Genomic DNA, 16,458 nt, shown 5'->3' with positions numbered 1-16,458 from the left:
CGAGTTAGCAACGTGAAGAACCGCCTCGCTGCATGGCAGGCGTTGGCCACGGCGGCTCGAACGACTTCAATTGGGCGGAAGCGGGCAGCGTAAATCAGGCGCCCAGAACGGATTCTATAATCACTCTATAATTGACTATAAAAGCCTATAAAGCCGATTCTAGAGCGTCCTAGCCCCTTCATTGCGAAGCCGGAAAATTCCTTGCGCTAATGGTGCACCTACGGGGGCTGGTAGGCCTATTCAACCTCACGGGTGTGCGGCAGCCGAATACCGGCCATTCGACAGCGTGCCGAGCGGATGCATAATAGTGCATGTCACTTTGATCCAAACCAGAGGCAGCACCACAGGCACCTCACTCACTGCTGCTTTTTTCCAGTTGCTCAGCTACAACCTTATTCCGATAGTATGCAGTGCCCCCCAAAACCCGGTTGAAGCCAGGAGGTCCCTGCCAATCCCTTGGTACACCAGTGGACTTAAGCAGGTTTTCTGAGTCCACGCCGTTTCTTAAAAACGCCTCCAAGTCCCACTCAAAAAAACTGACGAGGGTTTGAAAAATAGTGTTCGACACGCTGGAAACCAGACCCAGGCTCCCAGTGTTCATCGGAAGGTCTAGCCTCTTCATATCGGCAAGGGCAAAAATTAGCCTTCTCAATCGAAAGTGCCAAACAGACTCCATGAGGAGTTCAGCCTGCTGAGAAGCCAAGGGGAATCTACGTTTACGTAATTTTGGGCAGGGAGGTAAACGCACGGGTAGGAGTTTCTGCAGATTACTGAGATTAACCCGCTTCTGTCCTTTGGAAATTCGATAAAGATCCTCAGCACCTGCTAGAAGAACGGCAGCAAATGCGCTGTCTCGGGGATCGCTAACCTCCTCGACTACTTCAGGTACGTGCTTTGGCATACTGAGCTTTTCCATCAACCATGCGTTGTCGTGCTCCGTAAGCCAGCGGGTGGCTTGGTAAGCGTTATCCCAGAGATACCCCAAATCGACATTCGCTCGTACAGCCAAGATCGTGTCTATTTTCTGACGATGCTGCGCCTTCCTACCAAGCTGAGGCTTTTCCAACTTTAAACGTAATTTTGCACCTGCCGCGTGCTGAAGAATGAGTTCTTTCTGCAAGGCGGACTCAAAGTCATCCGCGCTCCCAAATAAATGCTGCGCAATGATCATATGCCGGGCGAGGGGCATATCCATCTGGCCATTGTAAAATCTAAACCGTATCCATTGATCGTGTTTACCTGCTTCATAAGCTTTGTCCATTCGAGACAGAGCTTCATCTCCATATTTCGTGCGGATACTGTCAAATAGTTTCGCAGTGCCAACAAGGTTTCCGTGTACGAAACCTCGCTTTCTGCATTGTCGTACATAACTTGCACCTAACGTTTCACAACTCATTAGCGGAAACTTACGCTGCAGTACTTCGTAGGCGAACTGCGCAAAATTCTTTTCCAGCACAGTGCCCTGCCTAACTGTCGCAGGATCGAGAGCACTCCAGCCGCATACACACGGATCAGTCGGATTTGGAAGCAGCCTAAGCTTACGGAAGAACGGGTGAGAGCATTTGGGGCACGCGTGCATCAGCGGCTCACCATGGCGCCAGCAGACGGACACACCAGGCAAATGGTGTGAGCGATGCCAGTATGCGTATCCCGTTTCAAGCAGATCCTGCTGCACACAGGTGGAGCAGAGCTTAGCCTTCCCGTGGACCGCACCCTCTCGGCGTGGAATACGAGCAACCCCAAATAAACTGGAGCCTGCTGGGGCATTCGCCACCCCTTGGCTGACCCCTAGAAAGGGCCTGTACGCTGGAAACAGCGTATTAGTACAGACCAGCTCGTCGAGATTGCTTTCTGGATCTCCAGGTAGTCTGGCAGCAAGCACTTCAATCTGCTTTGGCAGAAGCCCTACGCTGAAGGGTGCCGAGCCGAACAGGTCTTGGAAGGTTTCAGCTGCAGTCCTGTTACCTGACAGGAAGTGGTAGCGCGTGATACGAGAATGCAACATCTCGTCCGGCATGGACATGGGGAAAAATAGCAGATCAGACATCGATAATTAACTAGCGAGATAAGGCTTGGAAGTACACGCATCCTACGATGCGGCGTATTTTTAACACATAAAATATAGTTTTACAGAGGAGGGATATTAAAAGCACACGATAATATGGCGAACGGGAGCCACACCGATTTTGTACTATCACACTTTTTTGCGAAAAGCAGTTAACTAATATAAATCAGGTTTGCACCAGCCATATCACGGGCCACACCATAATGAGGGTCTTACGAAGGCTCACACTTTCTTAAAAATATGTACGAAGAAAAGTGGAACAGTGGCGCGCTGTGGTGCACGTGACTACGGTCTGATGCAAGCAGTCCGATACAACGCTGACCGGGTTACGCTTCGCTGCTCGTCTGCCAGCTTCTGCTTGGCCCACTGCAGGCGACGAACGTGAAACTCCTCAATAGACTCGCAAGTCTGCTCCAGTGCTCTGGCGCAAAGGGGTAGCTTGGAGAGTTGCTTCTCAAGGCGTGAAAGGACATGCAGCTCTCGCCCTATCCTAGCGCGCGAGATCAAAATAGGCTTTCCCGATCCTGCTCGAAGGCGCTGCGCACAGCACCTGATCTGTTCAGCAAGATTCGCGTCGAGAGTAGCGAATGTATCGGTGTTATCAGCGCGGCTTGTATGAGCACCTGCATGTTTGGCGATGCAGCCTGAGAGCCAGTTTCGATCATGGCGATACAGCCACATGTAATCTTTGCATTGGTGAGCTTGCAGGCCCCGATATTCAACCTCGAAAGTTACTCGGCGCCTGAGGCGCTCGCTTTGAAATTTTGCTTCTTTCCAGACCTGTGAGCCGCCATCGACGGTACGAATGGTTCGATACACATACACTTGGGAGATTCCAAGCACAGAGGCGATCTGCCGAGCCTCGCACCCTGCAAGTGCTAGTTCCCAAACAGCAGCAGGTAAGCCTTCTAGCCCCCCTAGCAGGGCCTTAGAAAGTTTCGTTTTTGGGTAGCCCACACCAGTTGGCGATGATCGATTAACAGCTGGCGTTGATGGTTTGTCGCTGCACTGGAGATGAGCCAGATCAACCCCAAAGGCGGTGGCCAGCACAATGTATTTGAGTGGGTGGTGCGTATGCCTAGGCCTCCGTAGCAGCTTGGTGACCCAAGTCGCGGGTAGATCTGCGGGTGACTCTCCCAGAATCGAGTATTCCCAAGCTGCAGGCAGAGCGTTGAAAACGCCGGCCATATGTGCGGCCAAACGGCATAGATCCAGCCGGTGCGATGCGCCATGGGTCAGGCCTAACTCTGCAGCTCTTTGAACAAGGCAAGAGCGCACTGCAGTGGGTGAAAGAGGTTTGAGGTCTAGCGCAAGCAATTGCATTGATCGGAGCGCTATTTGACGCAGCGCTGGATAAGCCTCCAGGTCAGCATCGACCTGATATGAATGAGCTTGTACATCGTCTTCGTCAGGCAGGTGGAGCTGCCATGAGTTGCGGCTATACCAACTGGGATCCACCACCTTGAGCGAATGGCCGTGGTGGGGACATACCAATACACCGGGAAGCTGGTGAACACGGTGCCAGTACGCTGCGCCAACCCGAACGATATCCTCATTGAGGCAAGCAGGACAGAATCGTACTCTCGAAGCGACCTCGATCCGACTGGCGTTGACTCCTAATTTCAGCATCAGCCACTTGCCGGCCCCGGCCATTGAGGTACGAGCATGCTGCACCTGATCGTCGGTGAGAAAGGGCGCGTAATAGGGCAGAACGGTATGGCATGTAATTATTTTGGATACCGAGAGATCCGTGGCAGGTGGAAGTGACTCGGCTAAGTCACCCAATCGACAGGGAAACGCTACGTTCTGTGTGTATGAGATTGCAGCCCTATCGCCAGCGAAAGCGGCTTTTCGGCTATGCCCGCCACAAAGCCGGGCATAGCGGGATAGGACACTGTGAAGCGTCTCGTCGGGGAACGCAGCAGGGAAGAAATGGAATTTCAGCTCCATTACACGACCCTCGAATCATGGTCGGCGGTAGGCGGGCGAGAACTCGAAGAGATCCCTGGTTATCCAGCCAGCTGACTTCAGTTCTGCAAGGGTGTCGGGATGCTCGCTGAACACCTTCGCTTCAGAAGCTTCCACGGCAACTGCTGAAGGCGCATTAGGCTTGCTCACAGTAGCTTCCGGTAACGCAGTATTTGCCCGTGCAGCTGGAGTTACGCCTCGAAGCAAAGCGAGACGGTCTGCTCGCCCAAGTCCGTTGAACGCCATCATTTCCATCAACTGCTCCTCTATGGGAAGCAGGTCGTCGAACTTGCGCATGCGACTAGGGTCGCGACTACGCAGAGCCGATAGCGCTGGCCTGAGTATTTGCATCTTGGAATTGCTTACTTTGACGATCGTCTCGGCAGTCAGACACTCGGAGCCACTCTGAATTGCATAGCGCTGGCTCAGCACCAATAACTTAACCAGGAAGTCAGTCACACCCTGGGTGTGCTCGTACAGCGCGTCAAAAATCTCAGGAGTCAGTTCAGCCGCCTGCTTGCACCACTGATAGCTCCAAAGGTTCTCGACCAGAAAACGCCACTCGTCATCCTCCTTCTCGAAGCGCTTGAACTCGATCATCCCCCCACCGCAACTGCGCCTGGCGACACGCATTACGTCCGAGAACAGACTGACCATCGAATTCGTCCCGATGAACACGACCGGGATACCGATATTGTTCACCAGGTGAAGGAAGAAATTCAGCATGCTTTCCTTACCCCCGGTCTTGGCCAGGTGAAGGTTCTGCAGCTCATCAATGAGCAAGGCGCCGATAAAAAACGTGCTGGCTACCTGTTCCATCTGCTGAAGCGCATCATTGATATTTCGATGCCGGTGGCGCTTGTGGTAGTCCTGATCGCCGAGTGCCTGGCCAACCGCGTGGAAGAACTGCTGACAAAATCCAGCCAACGAGCCATCTCGTGGACAATCAAGCTTGAGCCAGGTGATCTGGGTGTGGACGAATTGCTGACCCTCATAACGCTCATGTCGGATCGTCTGAGGGTACAAGCTTAAAATGGCATGCAGTGCGGTGGACTTCCCAATACCACTCAGTCCCACAACGCTGAAAGTGTCAGCTGTTGATTTGAAAGCATCGTGATAGCGCTGAGCCCCTGACAAAGAATGCAGGTGCCTGACTGTGGAGGCGCTAGTTGGATTACGGCCAACATATCCACGACGGATCAGCAGAGATAACAGGGACTCTAGCTCTAGGTGCAGCAGAAACGGCTGCACAACCGTCCTCAAGCGATCAATACAGTGAATCCGCATTGCCCCGTCGAGCTCTAGCTCCTCAGGTGCTACCGGCTTGGGAAAATTTGATATCAGCTCGGCAGCCGCCGCTTCGTCAAGAATTGGTGGCAGCGCTTCGATCAGAGGGTTTCCCGCGTACTCAGTGATGGCCTGCTTCGTATAGCTCGCAAGAGCTTTAGCACCTCTCATTTGGGCTGCCCCGGGCGAACTCTTTTGAGTAAATCGATAACCTGCGCGGTGCGCGGCCCAGCGTACGACTCTCTGAAAATGGAAGGGCTCTGAGCATCAGGTTGAACGGGATCCGCACGTATACCGTCAGGTACAGTCGCCTGCTCTCTCTCCAATAACCGCTCTTCCGTACGATTCTCGCGGATATTCGCCACTGCTTCAGCCTTAGAGGCGGCTGCGGGTTCAAGCTTTTTCTCGGCCATTGCATTGCCGACAATTTGCTCAACTTTATCGACCAGGCCAACTTGGCTTTCCCGTTCAGCTCGTCTGTGAGCTGGTGGCACTTGCCTGTAGGCCTCCAGGAGGTCGTAGATCTCGTCCGAGCGATAATCCGCATACTTCGCATCCGACCTCCGCAGGTCGCAACGCAGGAACTCCTTGTTCTCGTCCTGGATCCAGATGTGCGCCGCAGAGTTCGGATCAAACCAGCAATCAATCGCCCAGACGCCATTGCGACGCGCTTTTGCGAACCAGTTTTTTTCGATAGCCATCTCGCAGAGATAATGCATGCCGCGAAACAACACGCCACCTTTTTGGACGGTGGCCCTTTCCCGAGGCAGCAGATTGAGATAAATCAGCTCGTCAGGTCGCTTGTTAGGCTGGATAAGGTCGTTCTCTAACGCCCACCTCCAGATCCCCATCGGAGTGGGCTCCACGCCATCGTTCATCATCGCCTGGGTAAGACGATCCGGCTGTCGGTGGAAACGGTTGTAGTGAAGAATGCACTCGATGAGGACTTGGGTGAACTCCTTCAAATTCAGCGTCGCGTCGAGCCGATAATCACGCTCACCGCGTTCCTTCTCTCGGGCTGCTACTCCGCCGGGGAGCCACCTAATACCGGTTAAGTCGTTCAGGATGCCGAAGCGGCTCTCGACCATCGGTTTCCAATCCGGTCGGTATGGCGGGGCCGTCCCCATATCGATACCCAGGCCAGACGCGAGCCCCTCAGCAGCAGCCCCCAACATTTCACCTCTATCGGCGTAGATTTGATGTGGCAGATGACGACAGTCCCAATCCTCAGGAGTGATATCAACACCGTTTTGCGCGCAGAACTCCACCTTGGAGGTGAACGCGTTGAACAGCGCCTGTCGAGCTCCGTTCCAGCTAGGCCCCTCAAGGCCTACATAAAGGCCAACGATCATCCCTGAGAAACTGTCGACTACGATGTACACCACGGGGCGGCCGATAAGCATTCGTCGGGAGTAGCTGTTGACCAAGTAAATGTCAGCGATGGTCGCGTCGATCTCGAATTGATGACAAGGACCTCTAAGCCAGTCGCGGACGGTACCGGATAATGGACGGCAATCCTTCAGCCACTTCGTCAACCCCATGCGTCCACGATCAGTCTCGGTATCATCAAAGAACTGCTTTCCCCAATAATTAAACTGGTTAAACGTCGGAATTTCAGATTGAGGAAGCAATACGACCTCGTTTTCGGGATTTTTAGAAAGCCGCTTCTCCGAATAATATTTATTGAGCATTTTGTTGTACGCGCTATCAATCGTCGACTTCTTGTTCTTTACGTAAAGCGCGTAACAAACTCGGATACACTTCTTGTCGATATCGCTTAGTAATTTGGCAGGCGACACTAACACCCCTTGAAACCTTGGCTTTCGTCCCGGCGGCTTATCAGCGGAGTAATTACGACTCCCAACACCTACAGCAGAATAGTTGTTAAGAAGCGCATTTCTTACTTGCCCGTAAAACCAGTATCGATACAACAAACGATATAGCGTTTTACGCTGCACACCCGCCTCAGCGGCGCGATCACTTACCAATCGGCCCATCTCGCCATGAACAAATATTTGCCCTGGATAGGCCGGGTCCAAAAGTGGCGCAATCAGAGCCCATTTTTGGTCTCTATCACGCCTCGCGCGCTCGTCGAGATCTTCTTCCAAAACCAGTAGAAATTCTGGCACTGCCATCACCACAGGCTTTGTATCGCCTGATACCAATGACACCCTGAATTCCTCAAGACCAATCGAATACGGCTTCCTGGGAGGATCCGTTAGATCCATAACAATCAGTGCGTCGTGCTTCTCGTCGAGGTGAATTGCTCTCGCCATAGTAGAGAGCAAGGAGAGTTCCGTGACAGGCTCAAAGACGTCATTAACTGAAATTTTCATGACGACTTCTCGCTCAGTGTGGATATTTCAGTGGGATAAAAAACACTGAAGTCTGGCAAAGGTGACTTGAGCTGTAACGGCGCACCACTTAATTCAATCCTAATAGTTTTCCGCCAGATCAAATTAAAGAAAATGTCGCGAGCATCGGTATACGGTATGGATAATCGGTGTCCAATCTTCCGCAAGCTCTCCGACGTTGACCAAGGGCAACCCTTTATTGATTCAAGTATCTCGATGAATTGCAAATGCAGCGGGACATCCATCAAGGCACGAGGCAATTTGGCAAATTTGCGAAGAAATACGAGATTCAGGATCAAATCGGGCGTAAACAACTCCTCCGTTACGATGCTCCAGTCTACACCTTGGTTCACCCAGAACCGTCTCTCGACTTCGAGTTTTTCTAACGTACGAGCACAACCTTTTCCTTGAAGGTCTTTCGCGTATTTGATCGTCCTGGCAACGGACTTTACGTCTCCATTTGGCTGCTTTACAGACAGCAAAAAGTCAGTGGTCATTACCATAGGAACAGAGGTCGTTTTGTATTTTGGATACCGTACACCGATAGCCCTGGCGATCGCCTGGGTGCTCTCCACCGGCAGTAGGGGATACTGCTCGCGGATATCTACGACGTCCTCTGAAAACTCACAGAGTAAAAAGTACGCCCGTTCAAGGTCGGATAAGAGGTGATGAATTCGATCAATCTTAACACCTTGGATTTTCCAGGAACGCCCCATCGAAGGGACATCCTGAACACGTAACCAAGGCACATACTCAGCTCCGGCGCCAGCTCCAAACCCATTGGCGATGTGCCGTTCGATATCCTGATTTGAAGCAAACCTACGACCTCGCACCCGCCCTCCTAAGTCCGTCCGGACCGCTCCCCTCGTTCGGCAAGAGAGTAGTTATAGGAAAACATGAGCTAACAAGCTGCCATGTCGTAGGGCTTTCCAGAATACTCCTGCTGAAAATTGAGGCAGCGGCTCCTGACAAACGGCCTAGCATAAAAACAGAAAACCCCTGTAGATACAGGGGCTTACGGTTAGTGTCAAACTATAATAGCTTGTGTCAGACTTTATTATTTTGTGTCAATCTTTATTCCGTGAAGCCAACGGGCTTTTTCTTTCTGGGCGGCCTTATTCGACCGTGACGCTTTTCGCCAGATTGCGCGGCTGGTCGACGTCGGTGCCCTTGAGCACGGCCACGTAGTAGGACAGCAGCTGCAGCGGCACGGTGTAGAGGATCGGCGCGAGCAGGTCGTGGATATGCGGCATGGCCACCACATGGGTGCCCTCGCCGTTGCTCATGCCGGCCTGCTGGTCGGCGAAGACGATCAGCTCGCCACCACGGGCACGCACTTCCTGCAGATTGGACTTGAGCTTTTCCAGCAGCTCGTTGTTCGGCGCTACGGTGACCACCGGCATGTCGGCGTCCACCAGGGCCAGCGGGCCGTGCTTGAGCTCGCCGGCCGGGTAGGCCTCGGCGTGGATGTAGGAAATTTCCTTGAGCTTGAGCGCGCCTTCCATGGCCACCGGATATTGCGCGCCACGGCCGAGGAACAGGCTGTGGTGCTTCTCGGCGAACAGCTCGGAAATTTTTTCCACGGTCTTGTCCATGGCCAGCGCTTCGCCCAGGCGGGTCGGCAGGCGACGCAGTTCTTCCACCAGCTCGGCGGCCAGCGTCTTATCCAGGTTGCCGTGCACCTGGCCCAAGGCCAGGGTCAGCAGCATCAGGCCGACCAGCTGGGTGGTGAAGGCCTTGGTCGAGGCCACGCCGATTTCCGGGCCGGCCTGGGTCAACAGGCACAGGTCGGATTCGCGCACCAGCGAGCTGGTGCCGACGTTGCAGATCACCAGGCTGGCCAGGTAGCCGCCCAGTCCCGGCGCCTTCTCCTTGGCGTTGCGCAGCGCGGCCAGGGTGTCGGCGGTCTCGCCGGACTGCGACACGCTGACGAACAAGGTGTCCGGCTGCACCACCACCTTGCGGTAGCGGAACTCGCTGGCCACCTCGACCTGGCAGGGAATGCCGGCCAGCTCTTCCAGCCAGTAACGGGCGACCATGCCGGCGTGGTAGCTGGTGCCGCAGGCGACGATCTGTACGTTCTTCACCTTGGCGAACAGCTCGGCCGCTTGCGGACCGAAGGCCTGCACCAGCACGTGGTCGCTACCCAGGCGGCCTTCCAGGGTGCGTTGCACCACCTTGGGCTGCTCGTGGATTTCCTTGAGCATGAAGTGGCGGTATTCACCCTTGTCGGCGGCCTCGGCGCCTTCGTGGTACTGCACGGCTTCGCGCTGCACCGGCTGGCCGGCGGCGTCCCAGATCTGCACGCCGTCGCGACGGATCTCGGCGATATCGCCTTCTTCCAGGTACATGAAGCGGTCGGTGACCTGGCGCAGGGCCAACTGGTCGGAGGCGAGGAAGTTCTCGCCCAGGCCCAGACCGATCACCAGCGGGCTGCCGCTGCGCGCGGCGAGCAGACGATCCGGCTGGCGGGCCGAGATCACCGCCAGGCCATAGGCGCCATGCAGCTCCGGAATCGCGGCCTTGAGCGCAGCACTGAGGTCACCGAGCTGCTGCAGCTTGTGATCGAGCAGGTGGACGATGGTTTCCGTGTCGGTATCGGAGGTGAAGACGTAGCCCAGGCCCTTGAGGCGCTCGCGCAGTTCTTCGTGATTCTCGATGATGCCGTTGTGCACCACGGCCAGCTCGTGCCCGGAAAAGTGCGGGTGGGCATTGCGCTCGCTGGGCGCACCGTGGGTGGCCCAGCGGGTGTGGGCGATGCCCAGACGCCCGGCCAGCGGCTCGGCCTGCAGCGCGGCCTGCAGCTCGCTGACCTTGCCGACGCGGCGGCGGCGATCCAGTGCGCCCTGCTCGGTCAGCAGCGCCACACCGGCGCTGTCATAGCCGCGATACTCCAGGCGCTTGAGGCCTTCGACCAGGACCGGGGTGATGTTGCGCTCAGCAATGGCGCCAACGATTCCACACATGGGACTCTCCTTTTTAGTTTTCCAGCGCCGCGAGGATCAGCTGAATGCCGCGCGCGCGTATCTGTTCGGCCGCCTGGGCATCCAGGCGCTCGTCGGTGATCAGGGTATGGACGCTGCCCCAGGGCAGCTCCAGATTGGGAATGCGCCGGCCGATCTTGTCGCTCTCGACCATGACGATGACTTCACGGGCCACCTCGGCCATCACCCGCGAAAGCCCGAGCAGTTCGTTGAAGGTGGTGGTGCCACGCTCCAGGTCGATGCCATCGGCGCCGATGAACAGCTGGTCGAAGTCGTAGGAGCGCAGCACCTGCTCGGCCACCTGGCCCTGGAAGGACTCCGAATGCGGATCCCAGGTACCGCCGGTCATCAGCAGCACCGGCTCGTGTTCGATATCGCGCAGGGCGTTGGCCACGTTGAGCGAGTTGGTCATCACCACCAGACCAGGCTTGTAGCCAAGCTGCGGAATCATGGCCGCCGTGGTGGTGCCGCTGTCGATGATGATGCGCGCGTGCTCGCGAATACGTGCCACGCCGGCACGGGCAATCTCCTGCTTGTAGGGGGAAATGGGCTGCGTCGGCTCGCTGATCAGCTCTTGCGGCACCGGCACGGCGCCGCCATAGCGACGCAGCAGCAGGCCGTTCTTTTCCAGGGCAGCAAGATCCTTGCGAATGGTCACTTCGCTGGTGGCAAAGTGCTGGGCCAGAGCGTCCACGCTCACCTCGCCCTGCTCGGCGAGCAAGGCAAGGATAGTGTGACGACGTTGCGGCGTGTTGCGCTTCGACATGCTTAAGTTTCGATTCGAAAGATAATGGCGCGAATCAAAACATATGATCGAAAGGCCCGCAAGCGTCCGTCGGTCAGTTCAACGTCAGTTTGACCCCGAAGCCGACCAGACACAGCCCTGCCAGTTTTTCCAGAGCCCTCGCGATACGTGGGTTGGCGCGCATGCGCTCGGCGAGAAAATGGGTCAGCAGCACGATTAGCAGGCCGTAGAGAAAGGTCAGCACCATGATGGTCACGGCCATGAAACCGAAAGTCATCAGCCCCTGATGGCGCTGCGGGTCGATGAACAGCGGGAAGAAGGCCATGTAGAAGATGATGGCCTTGGGGTTGAAGACGGTAATCACCAAGGTTTGCCACAGGTATTGGCGCGGCTTGATGTCCAGCGTCGGCGCCGCGCCTGGCTTGGCCAGGATCATGCGCAGGCCAAGGTAGATCAGGTAGGCCGCACCGAGCCACTGGACGACATGGAAGGCCGCCGGATAGGCCTTGAGCAGCGCGGCGACCCCGGCCACCGCCAGCCATAGCAGCACCTGGTCGCCGAAGATGATGCCGAAGGTCGAAGCCAGCCCGCCGCGAATCCCGCCCTTGCCGGTGGACAGGATCAGCGCCAGGTTACCCGGCCCTGGAATGGCCAGCAGGATGATGAAGGCCACCACGAAGGCGGCGTAATCCGTCACACCGAACATACAGGACTGCCTCCGGCAGGTTATCCACAGGCCTGATCGCCCGCACTCACTTCTTGGTCGGCCGCTTCCAGCCTTCGATGTTGCGCTGCTTGGCCCGGCCGACTGCCAGCGTGTCCGCCGGCACATCGCTGGTCACCACCGAACCGGCACCCGTGGTCGCGCGGTCGCCCAACGTTACCGGTGCCACCAGCGCGCTGTTGGAGCCGATGAAGACGTCCTCGCCCATGACGGTGCGGAATTTGTTGGCACCGTCGTAATTGCAGGTGATGGTGCCGGCACCGATGTTAGTGCGCGCGCCGATCTCGGCATCGCCCAGGTAGCTCAGGTGACCGGCCTTGGCGCCCTCGCCCATGACAGCGTTCTTCAGTTCGACGAAGTTACCCACATGGGCCTTGGCGCCCAGTTTGGTGCCCGGGCGCAGACGCGCGAACGGACCGCAGTCGGCGCCCTCGCCCATCTCGGCACCGTCCAGGTGGCTGTTGGCCTTGACGATGGCGCCCTTGCGCAGCACCGAGTCCTTGATCACGCAGTTGGGGCCGACCTGCACATCGTCTTCGATCACCACCTTGCCTTCGAGGATCACGTTGATGTCGATGGTCACGTCGCGGCCGACGCTCACCTCACCGCGCACGTCGAAACGATGCGGATCGCGCAGGGTAACGCCCTGGGCCATCAGGCGGCGGGCCATGCGCTGCTGGTAATGGCATTCGAGCTGAGCAAGCTGGATGCGGTCATTGGCGCCCAGCACTTCCATCTCGTCGCTGGCACGCTCGGTAGCCACGGTCAGGCCGTCGGCCACGGCCATGGCGATCACGTCGGTCAGGTAGTACTCGCCCTGGGCGTTGCTGTTGGACAGCCGGCCCAGCCAGTCGGCCAGGCGCTTGCCGGGCACGGCGAGGATGCCGGTGTTGCCCTCGCGGATCTGCCGCTGCGCTTCGCTGGCGTCCTTGTGCTCGACGATGGCCTGCACCACGCCTTGCTCGTTGCGCACGATGCGGCCGTAGCCGGTCGGGTCGGCCAGTTCGACGGTGAGCAGGCCCAGCTGGTTGTCGCTGACCAGGGCCAACAGACGCTCGAGGGTCGCGGTCTCGATCAGCGGCACATCGCCGTAGAGGATCAGCACACGTTCGGCGCTGAGTTGTGGCAGGGCCTGGGCCACGGCGTGGCCGGTGCCGAGCTGCTCGGCCTGGATGACGAAATTCAGGTCGTCGGCGGCCAGGCGCTCGCGCACCTTGTCGGCGCCGTGGCCGATCACCACCTGAATGCTGTCGGGCTGCAGGCTGCGTGCGGTGTCGATGACGTGCCCCAGCATGGGCTTGTCGGCGACCGGGTGCAGTACCTTGGGCAAAGCGGAACGCATGCGCGTGCCCTGGCCGGCGGCAAGAATGACGATATCCAGACTCATAGAAAGCTCCTTGCTGGGCAGGATAGGTCCGCGGCGAGAAAGCGCCGCGCGAAAAGAGCGCTATTTTGCCAGAAACGCAAAGGGGCGACCTAAGTCGCCCCTTTGCGTGATACCGCGATACGCGATCAGCGGCTGCGGCCGCCGAACTTCTTGCGCATCTCTTCGATGGTGCGCAGCTGGGCAGCAGCCTCGGCCAGGCGTGCCGAAGCACTGCCGTAGTCGAACTCGGTGCCCTTCTCGCTCAGCGCCTTCTCGGCCGCCTTGCGCGCCTCGATGGCTGCGGCTTCATCCAGGTCGCCGGCACGAACAGCGGTGTCGGCAAGAACCTTCACCATGCTCGGCTGAACTTCCAGGAAGCCACCGGAGATGTAGAACACCTCCTCGGTGCCACCCTGCTTGATCACTCGCACCGGACCCGGTTTGAGATCGGTCAGCAGCGGGGTGTGGCCCGGCAGGATACCCAGGTCACCAAGGTGACCGTGGGCGATGACCATTTCCACCAGCCCCGAGAACAGCTCTTCTTCCGCACTGACGATATCGCAGTGGACTGACATAGCCATAACAATGCCTCGGTTGAGAGGCCGGATCGGGCAGCAGCCCTATCCGGCCCGGACGCCCTCTAGAGGGCGCACCCGTTACTTACAGTTTCTTGGCTTTCTCGATGGCTTCGTCGATGCCGCCTACCATGTAGAACGCTTGTTCCGGCAGGTGGTCGTAGTCGCCTTTGAGAATGCCGCTGAAGCCGGCAATGGTGTCCTTCAGGGACACGTACTTGCCCGGGGCACCGGTGAAGACTTCAGCCACGAAGAACGGCTGGGACAGGAAGCGCTGGATCTTACGAGCGCGCGCTACCAGCAGCTTGTCGTCTTCGGACAGTTCGTCCATACCCAGGATCGCGATGATGTCCTTCAGCTCCTTGTAGCGCTGCAGAACATACTGAACGCCACGAGCGGTCTCGTAGTGCTCCTGGCCGATCACGTTCGGGTCCAGCTGACGGCTGGTGGAGTCCAGCGGGTCAACGGCCGGGTAGATACCCAGGGAAGCGATGTCACGGCTCAGTACGACGGTGGCGTCCAAGTGGGCGAAGGTGGTCGCCGGGCTCGGGTCGGTCAGGTCGTCCGCAGGTACGTATACGGCCTGGATCGAGGTGATCGAGCCTTTCTTGGTGGAGGTAATACGCTCCTGCAGAACGCCCATCTCCTCGGCCAGAGTCGGCTGGTAACCTACTGCCGACGGCATACGGCCGAGCAGTGCGGATACTTCGGTACCGGCGAGGGTGTAACGGTAGATGTTGTCGACGAACAGCAGAACGTCACGGCCTTCGTCACGGAACTTCTCGGCCATGGTCAGGCCGGTCAGCGCGACGCGCAGACGGTTGCCTGGTGGCTCGTTCATCTGACCGTAGACCAGGGCTACCTTGTCGAGAACGTTGGAGTCCTTCATCTCGTGGTAGAAGTCGTTACCCTCACGAGTACGCTCACCCACACCGGCGAACACGGAATAACCGCTGTGCTCGATGGCGATGTTACGGATCAGCTCCATCATGTTTACGGTCTTGCCCACACCGGCACCACCGAACAGGCCGACCTTACCGCCCTTGGCGAACGGGCAGACCAGGTCGATTACCTTGATACCGGTTTCCAGCAGATCGTTGCCGCCGGCTTGCTCGGCGTAGCTCGGCGCAGCACGGTGGATTTCCCACTGCTCTTCTTCACCGATGGGGCCGGCTTCGTCGATCGGGTTGCCCAGCACGTCCATGATCCGGCCCAGGGTCGCTTTACCGACCGGTACGGAGATGGCCTTGCCGGTGCTGTTGACGTCCAGGCCACGCTTGAGGCCTTCGGTCGAACCCATGGCAATGGTACGTACCACGCCGTCGCCCAGCTGCTGCTGGACTTCCAGGGTGGTTTCAGCGCCCTGTACCTTCAGGGCTTCGTATACGTTCGGTACCTGATCGCGCGGGAATTCCACGTCGATAACGGCGCCGATGATTTGAACGATACGTCCGCTACTCATCTTTGGTTCCTCTGACTTTTTTCAACCGTTCTAAACAGTTGAACCGTTCTTAAACCGCGGCAGCGCCGCCGACGATTTCCGAAATTTCCTGGGTGATCGCTGCCTGACGAGCCTTGTTGTAAACCAGCTGCAGGTCCTTGATGAGTTCACCGGCATTGTCGGTTGCGTTCTTCATCGCGATCATCCGCGCAGCCTGTTCGCACGCGCTGTTCTCGACCACGGCCTGATAGACCTGCGATTCAACGTAGCGCACCAGCAGCGCATCCAGCAGTTGCTGGGCGTCCGGCTCGTAAACGTAGTCCCACAGACCTTTCTGTACACCCTGCTCTTCGCTCGCGGCCAGCGGCAGCAGCTGCTGCACTTCCGGCTTCTGCACCATGGTGTTCACGAACTTGTTCGAGACCAGGTAGAGGCGGTCGATACGGCCTTCGGCGTAGGCATCCAGCACGACCTTGACGCTACCGATCAGGTCGTTGATGGACGGCTCTTCACCCAGCTTGCTGATGGCGGCAACCACGTTGCCCCCGTTGCTGCGGAAGAAGCTCGCGCCCTTGCTGCCCACCACGCAGAAATCGGCGTCGACCTTCTGGTCGCGCCATCCCTTCAGGCTTTTCAACAGCGCCTTGAACAGGTTGATGTTCAAGCCACCGCACAGACCACGATCCGAGGTCACCACGATATAACCGACGCGCTGTACATCACGCTCCACCATGAACGAGTGGCGGTATTCCGGGTTCGCCTTGGCCAGGTGACCGATCACCTGACGAATACGCTCGGCGTAGGGGCGACCGGCAGCCATGCGCTGTTGAGCCTTGCGCATTTTGCTGACCGCCACTTTTTCCATGGCGCTGGTGATCTTTTGCGTGCTTTTGATGCTCGCAATCTTGCTGCGAATCTCTTTTGCGCCTGCCATTTCACACCTTTTGGT

The 16,458-nt window shown here is 57.4% G+C and carries 12 protein-coding genes; all 12 read right to left on the bottom strand.

All coding sequences use genetic code 11. The features are described 5' to 3' along the window. Positions 1-352 precede the first annotated feature (352 nt). Positions 353-2,047 carry a TniQ family protein gene (locus GYB81_RS07410; protein ID WP_003464922.1) on the bottom strand — a complete coding sequence of 565 codons (1,695 nt, stop codon included), beginning with the start codon at positions 2,045-2,047 and terminating at the stop codon, positions 353-355. Between the two features lie 303 nt (positions 2,048-2,350). After that, complete coding sequence (locus tag GYB81_RS07405) at positions 2,351-4,015, bottom strand: TnsD family Tn7-like transposition protein (protein WP_003464924.1); 1,665 nt, start codon at positions 4,013-4,015, stop codon at positions 2,351-2,353. Positions 4,016-4,030: 15 nt separating this feature from the next. Beyond that, complete coding sequence (locus GYB81_RS07400; protein ID WP_115290330.1) at positions 4,031-5,491, bottom strand: AAA family ATPase; 1,461 nt, start codon at positions 5,489-5,491, stop codon at positions 4,031-4,033. Beyond that, on the bottom strand, positions 5,488-7,656 hold the full coding sequence (locus tag GYB81_RS07395) for a TnsB C-terminal domain-containing protein (protein ID WP_039965484.1): 2,169 nt from the start codon (positions 7,654-7,656) through the stop codon (positions 5,488-5,490). The genes GYB81_RS07400 and GYB81_RS07395 overlap by 4 nt, the downstream gene beginning before the upstream one ends. Then, entirely contained in the window at positions 7,653-8,507 is an 855-nt protein-coding gene (locus GYB81_RS07390; RefSeq protein ID WP_039965485.1) for a TnsA endonuclease N-terminal domain-containing protein, read from the bottom strand. Before GYB81_RS07390 ends, GYB81_RS07395 begins: the two co-directional genes overlap by 4 nt. A 282-nt stretch (positions 8,508-8,789) precedes the next feature. After that, positions 8,790-10,640 carry a glutamine--fructose-6-phosphate transaminase (isomerizing) gene (gene glmS, locus GYB81_RS07385; RefSeq protein ID WP_161864275.1) on the bottom strand — a complete coding sequence of 617 codons (1,851 nt, stop codon included), beginning with the start codon at positions 10,638-10,640 and terminating at the stop codon, positions 8,790-8,792. A 13-nt stretch (positions 10,641-10,653) separates the two neighbouring features. After that, a complete protein-coding gene (locus GYB81_RS07380) occupies positions 10,654-11,424 on the bottom strand; it encodes a DeoR/GlpR family DNA-binding transcription regulator (protein ID WP_161864274.1) in 771 nt (256 codons plus the stop codon). A gap of 73 nt (positions 11,425-11,497) precedes the next feature. Continuing rightward, positions 11,498-12,109 (bottom strand): LysE family transporter, encoded by a 612-nt coding sequence (locus GYB81_RS07375; protein ID WP_161864273.1) that lies wholly within the window; start codon positions 12,107-12,109, stop codon positions 11,498-11,500. A gap of 46 nt (positions 12,110-12,155) precedes the next feature. Beyond that, positions 12,156-13,514: a bifunctional UDP-N-acetylglucosamine diphosphorylase/glucosamine-1-phosphate N-acetyltransferase GlmU gene (gene glmU / locus GYB81_RS07370; protein WP_161864272.1), complete on the bottom strand. Its 1,359-nt coding sequence runs from the start codon at positions 13,512-13,514 to the stop codon at positions 12,156-12,158. A gap of 125 nt (positions 13,515-13,639) precedes the next feature. Beyond that, a complete protein-coding gene (locus GYB81_RS07365; protein ID WP_017676260.1) occupies positions 13,640-14,074 on the bottom strand; it encodes a F0F1 ATP synthase subunit epsilon in 435 nt (144 codons plus the stop codon). 79 nt (positions 14,075-14,153) lie between these two features. Continuing rightward, positions 14,154-15,530 (bottom strand): F0F1 ATP synthase subunit beta, encoded by a 1,377-nt coding sequence (gene atpD, locus GYB81_RS07360; RefSeq protein ID WP_012020331.1) that lies wholly within the window; start codon positions 15,528-15,530, stop codon positions 14,154-14,156. Positions 15,531-15,579: 49 nt separating this feature from the next. Then, positions 15,580-16,443: a F0F1 ATP synthase subunit gamma gene (gene atpG, locus GYB81_RS07355; protein ID WP_161864271.1), complete on the bottom strand. Its 864-nt coding sequence runs from the start codon at positions 16,441-16,443 to the stop codon at positions 15,580-15,582. Positions 16,444-16,458 lie beyond the last annotated feature (15 nt).

It is taken from the genome of Pseudomonas yangonensis, assembly GCF_009932725.1.
GTDB classification, from domain to species: domain Bacteria; phylum Pseudomonadota; class Gammaproteobacteria; order Pseudomonadales; family Pseudomonadaceae; genus Aquipseudomonas; species Aquipseudomonas yangonensis.
Note: the sequence above shows the minus strand (reverse complement) of the source record. Positions and strands in the feature narration are given on the sequence as shown.

Bases quoted from the DNA above. Each gene is read 5' to 3' on its own strand.
- glmU (WP_161864272.1), bottom strand. From the start codon at position 13,514: ATGAGTCTGGATATCGTCATTCTTGCCGCCGGCCAGGGCACGCGCATG.
- GYB81_RS07405 (WP_003464924.1), bottom strand. From the start codon at position 4,015: ATGGAGCTGAAATTCCATTTCTTCCCTGCTGCGTTCCCCGACGAGACG.
- GYB81_RS07410 (WP_003464922.1), bottom strand. From the start codon at position 2,047: ATGTCTGATCTGCTATTTTTCCCCATGTCCATGCCGGACGAGATGTTG.
- GYB81_RS07365 (WP_017676260.1), bottom strand. From the start codon at position 14,074: ATGGCTATGTCAGTCCACTGCGATATCGTCAGTGCGGAAGAAGAGCTG.
- atpD (WP_012020331.1), bottom strand. From the start codon at position 15,530: ATGAGTAGCGGACGTATCGTTCAAATCATCGGCGCCGTTATCGACGTG.
- GYB81_RS07395 (WP_039965484.1), bottom strand. From the start codon at position 7,656: ATGAAAATTTCAGTTAATGACGTCTTTGAGCCTGTCACGGAACTCTCC.
- GYB81_RS07375 (WP_161864273.1), bottom strand. From the start codon at position 12,109: ATGTTCGGTGTGACGGATTACGCCGCCTTCGTGGTGGCCTTCATCATC.
- atpG (WP_161864271.1), bottom strand. From the start codon at position 16,443: ATGGCAGGCGCAAAAGAGATTCGCAGCAAGATTGCGAGCATCAAAAGC.
- glmS (WP_161864275.1), bottom strand. From the start codon at position 10,640: ATGTGTGGAATCGTTGGCGCCATTGCTGAGCGCAACATCACCCCGGTC.
- GYB81_RS07380 (WP_161864274.1), bottom strand. From the start codon at position 11,424: ATGTCGAAGCGCAACACGCCGCAACGTCGTCACACTATCCTTGCCTTG.
- GYB81_RS07400 (WP_115290330.1), bottom strand. From the start codon at position 5,491: ATGAGAGGTGCTAAAGCTCTTGCGAGCTATACGAAGCAGGCCATCACT.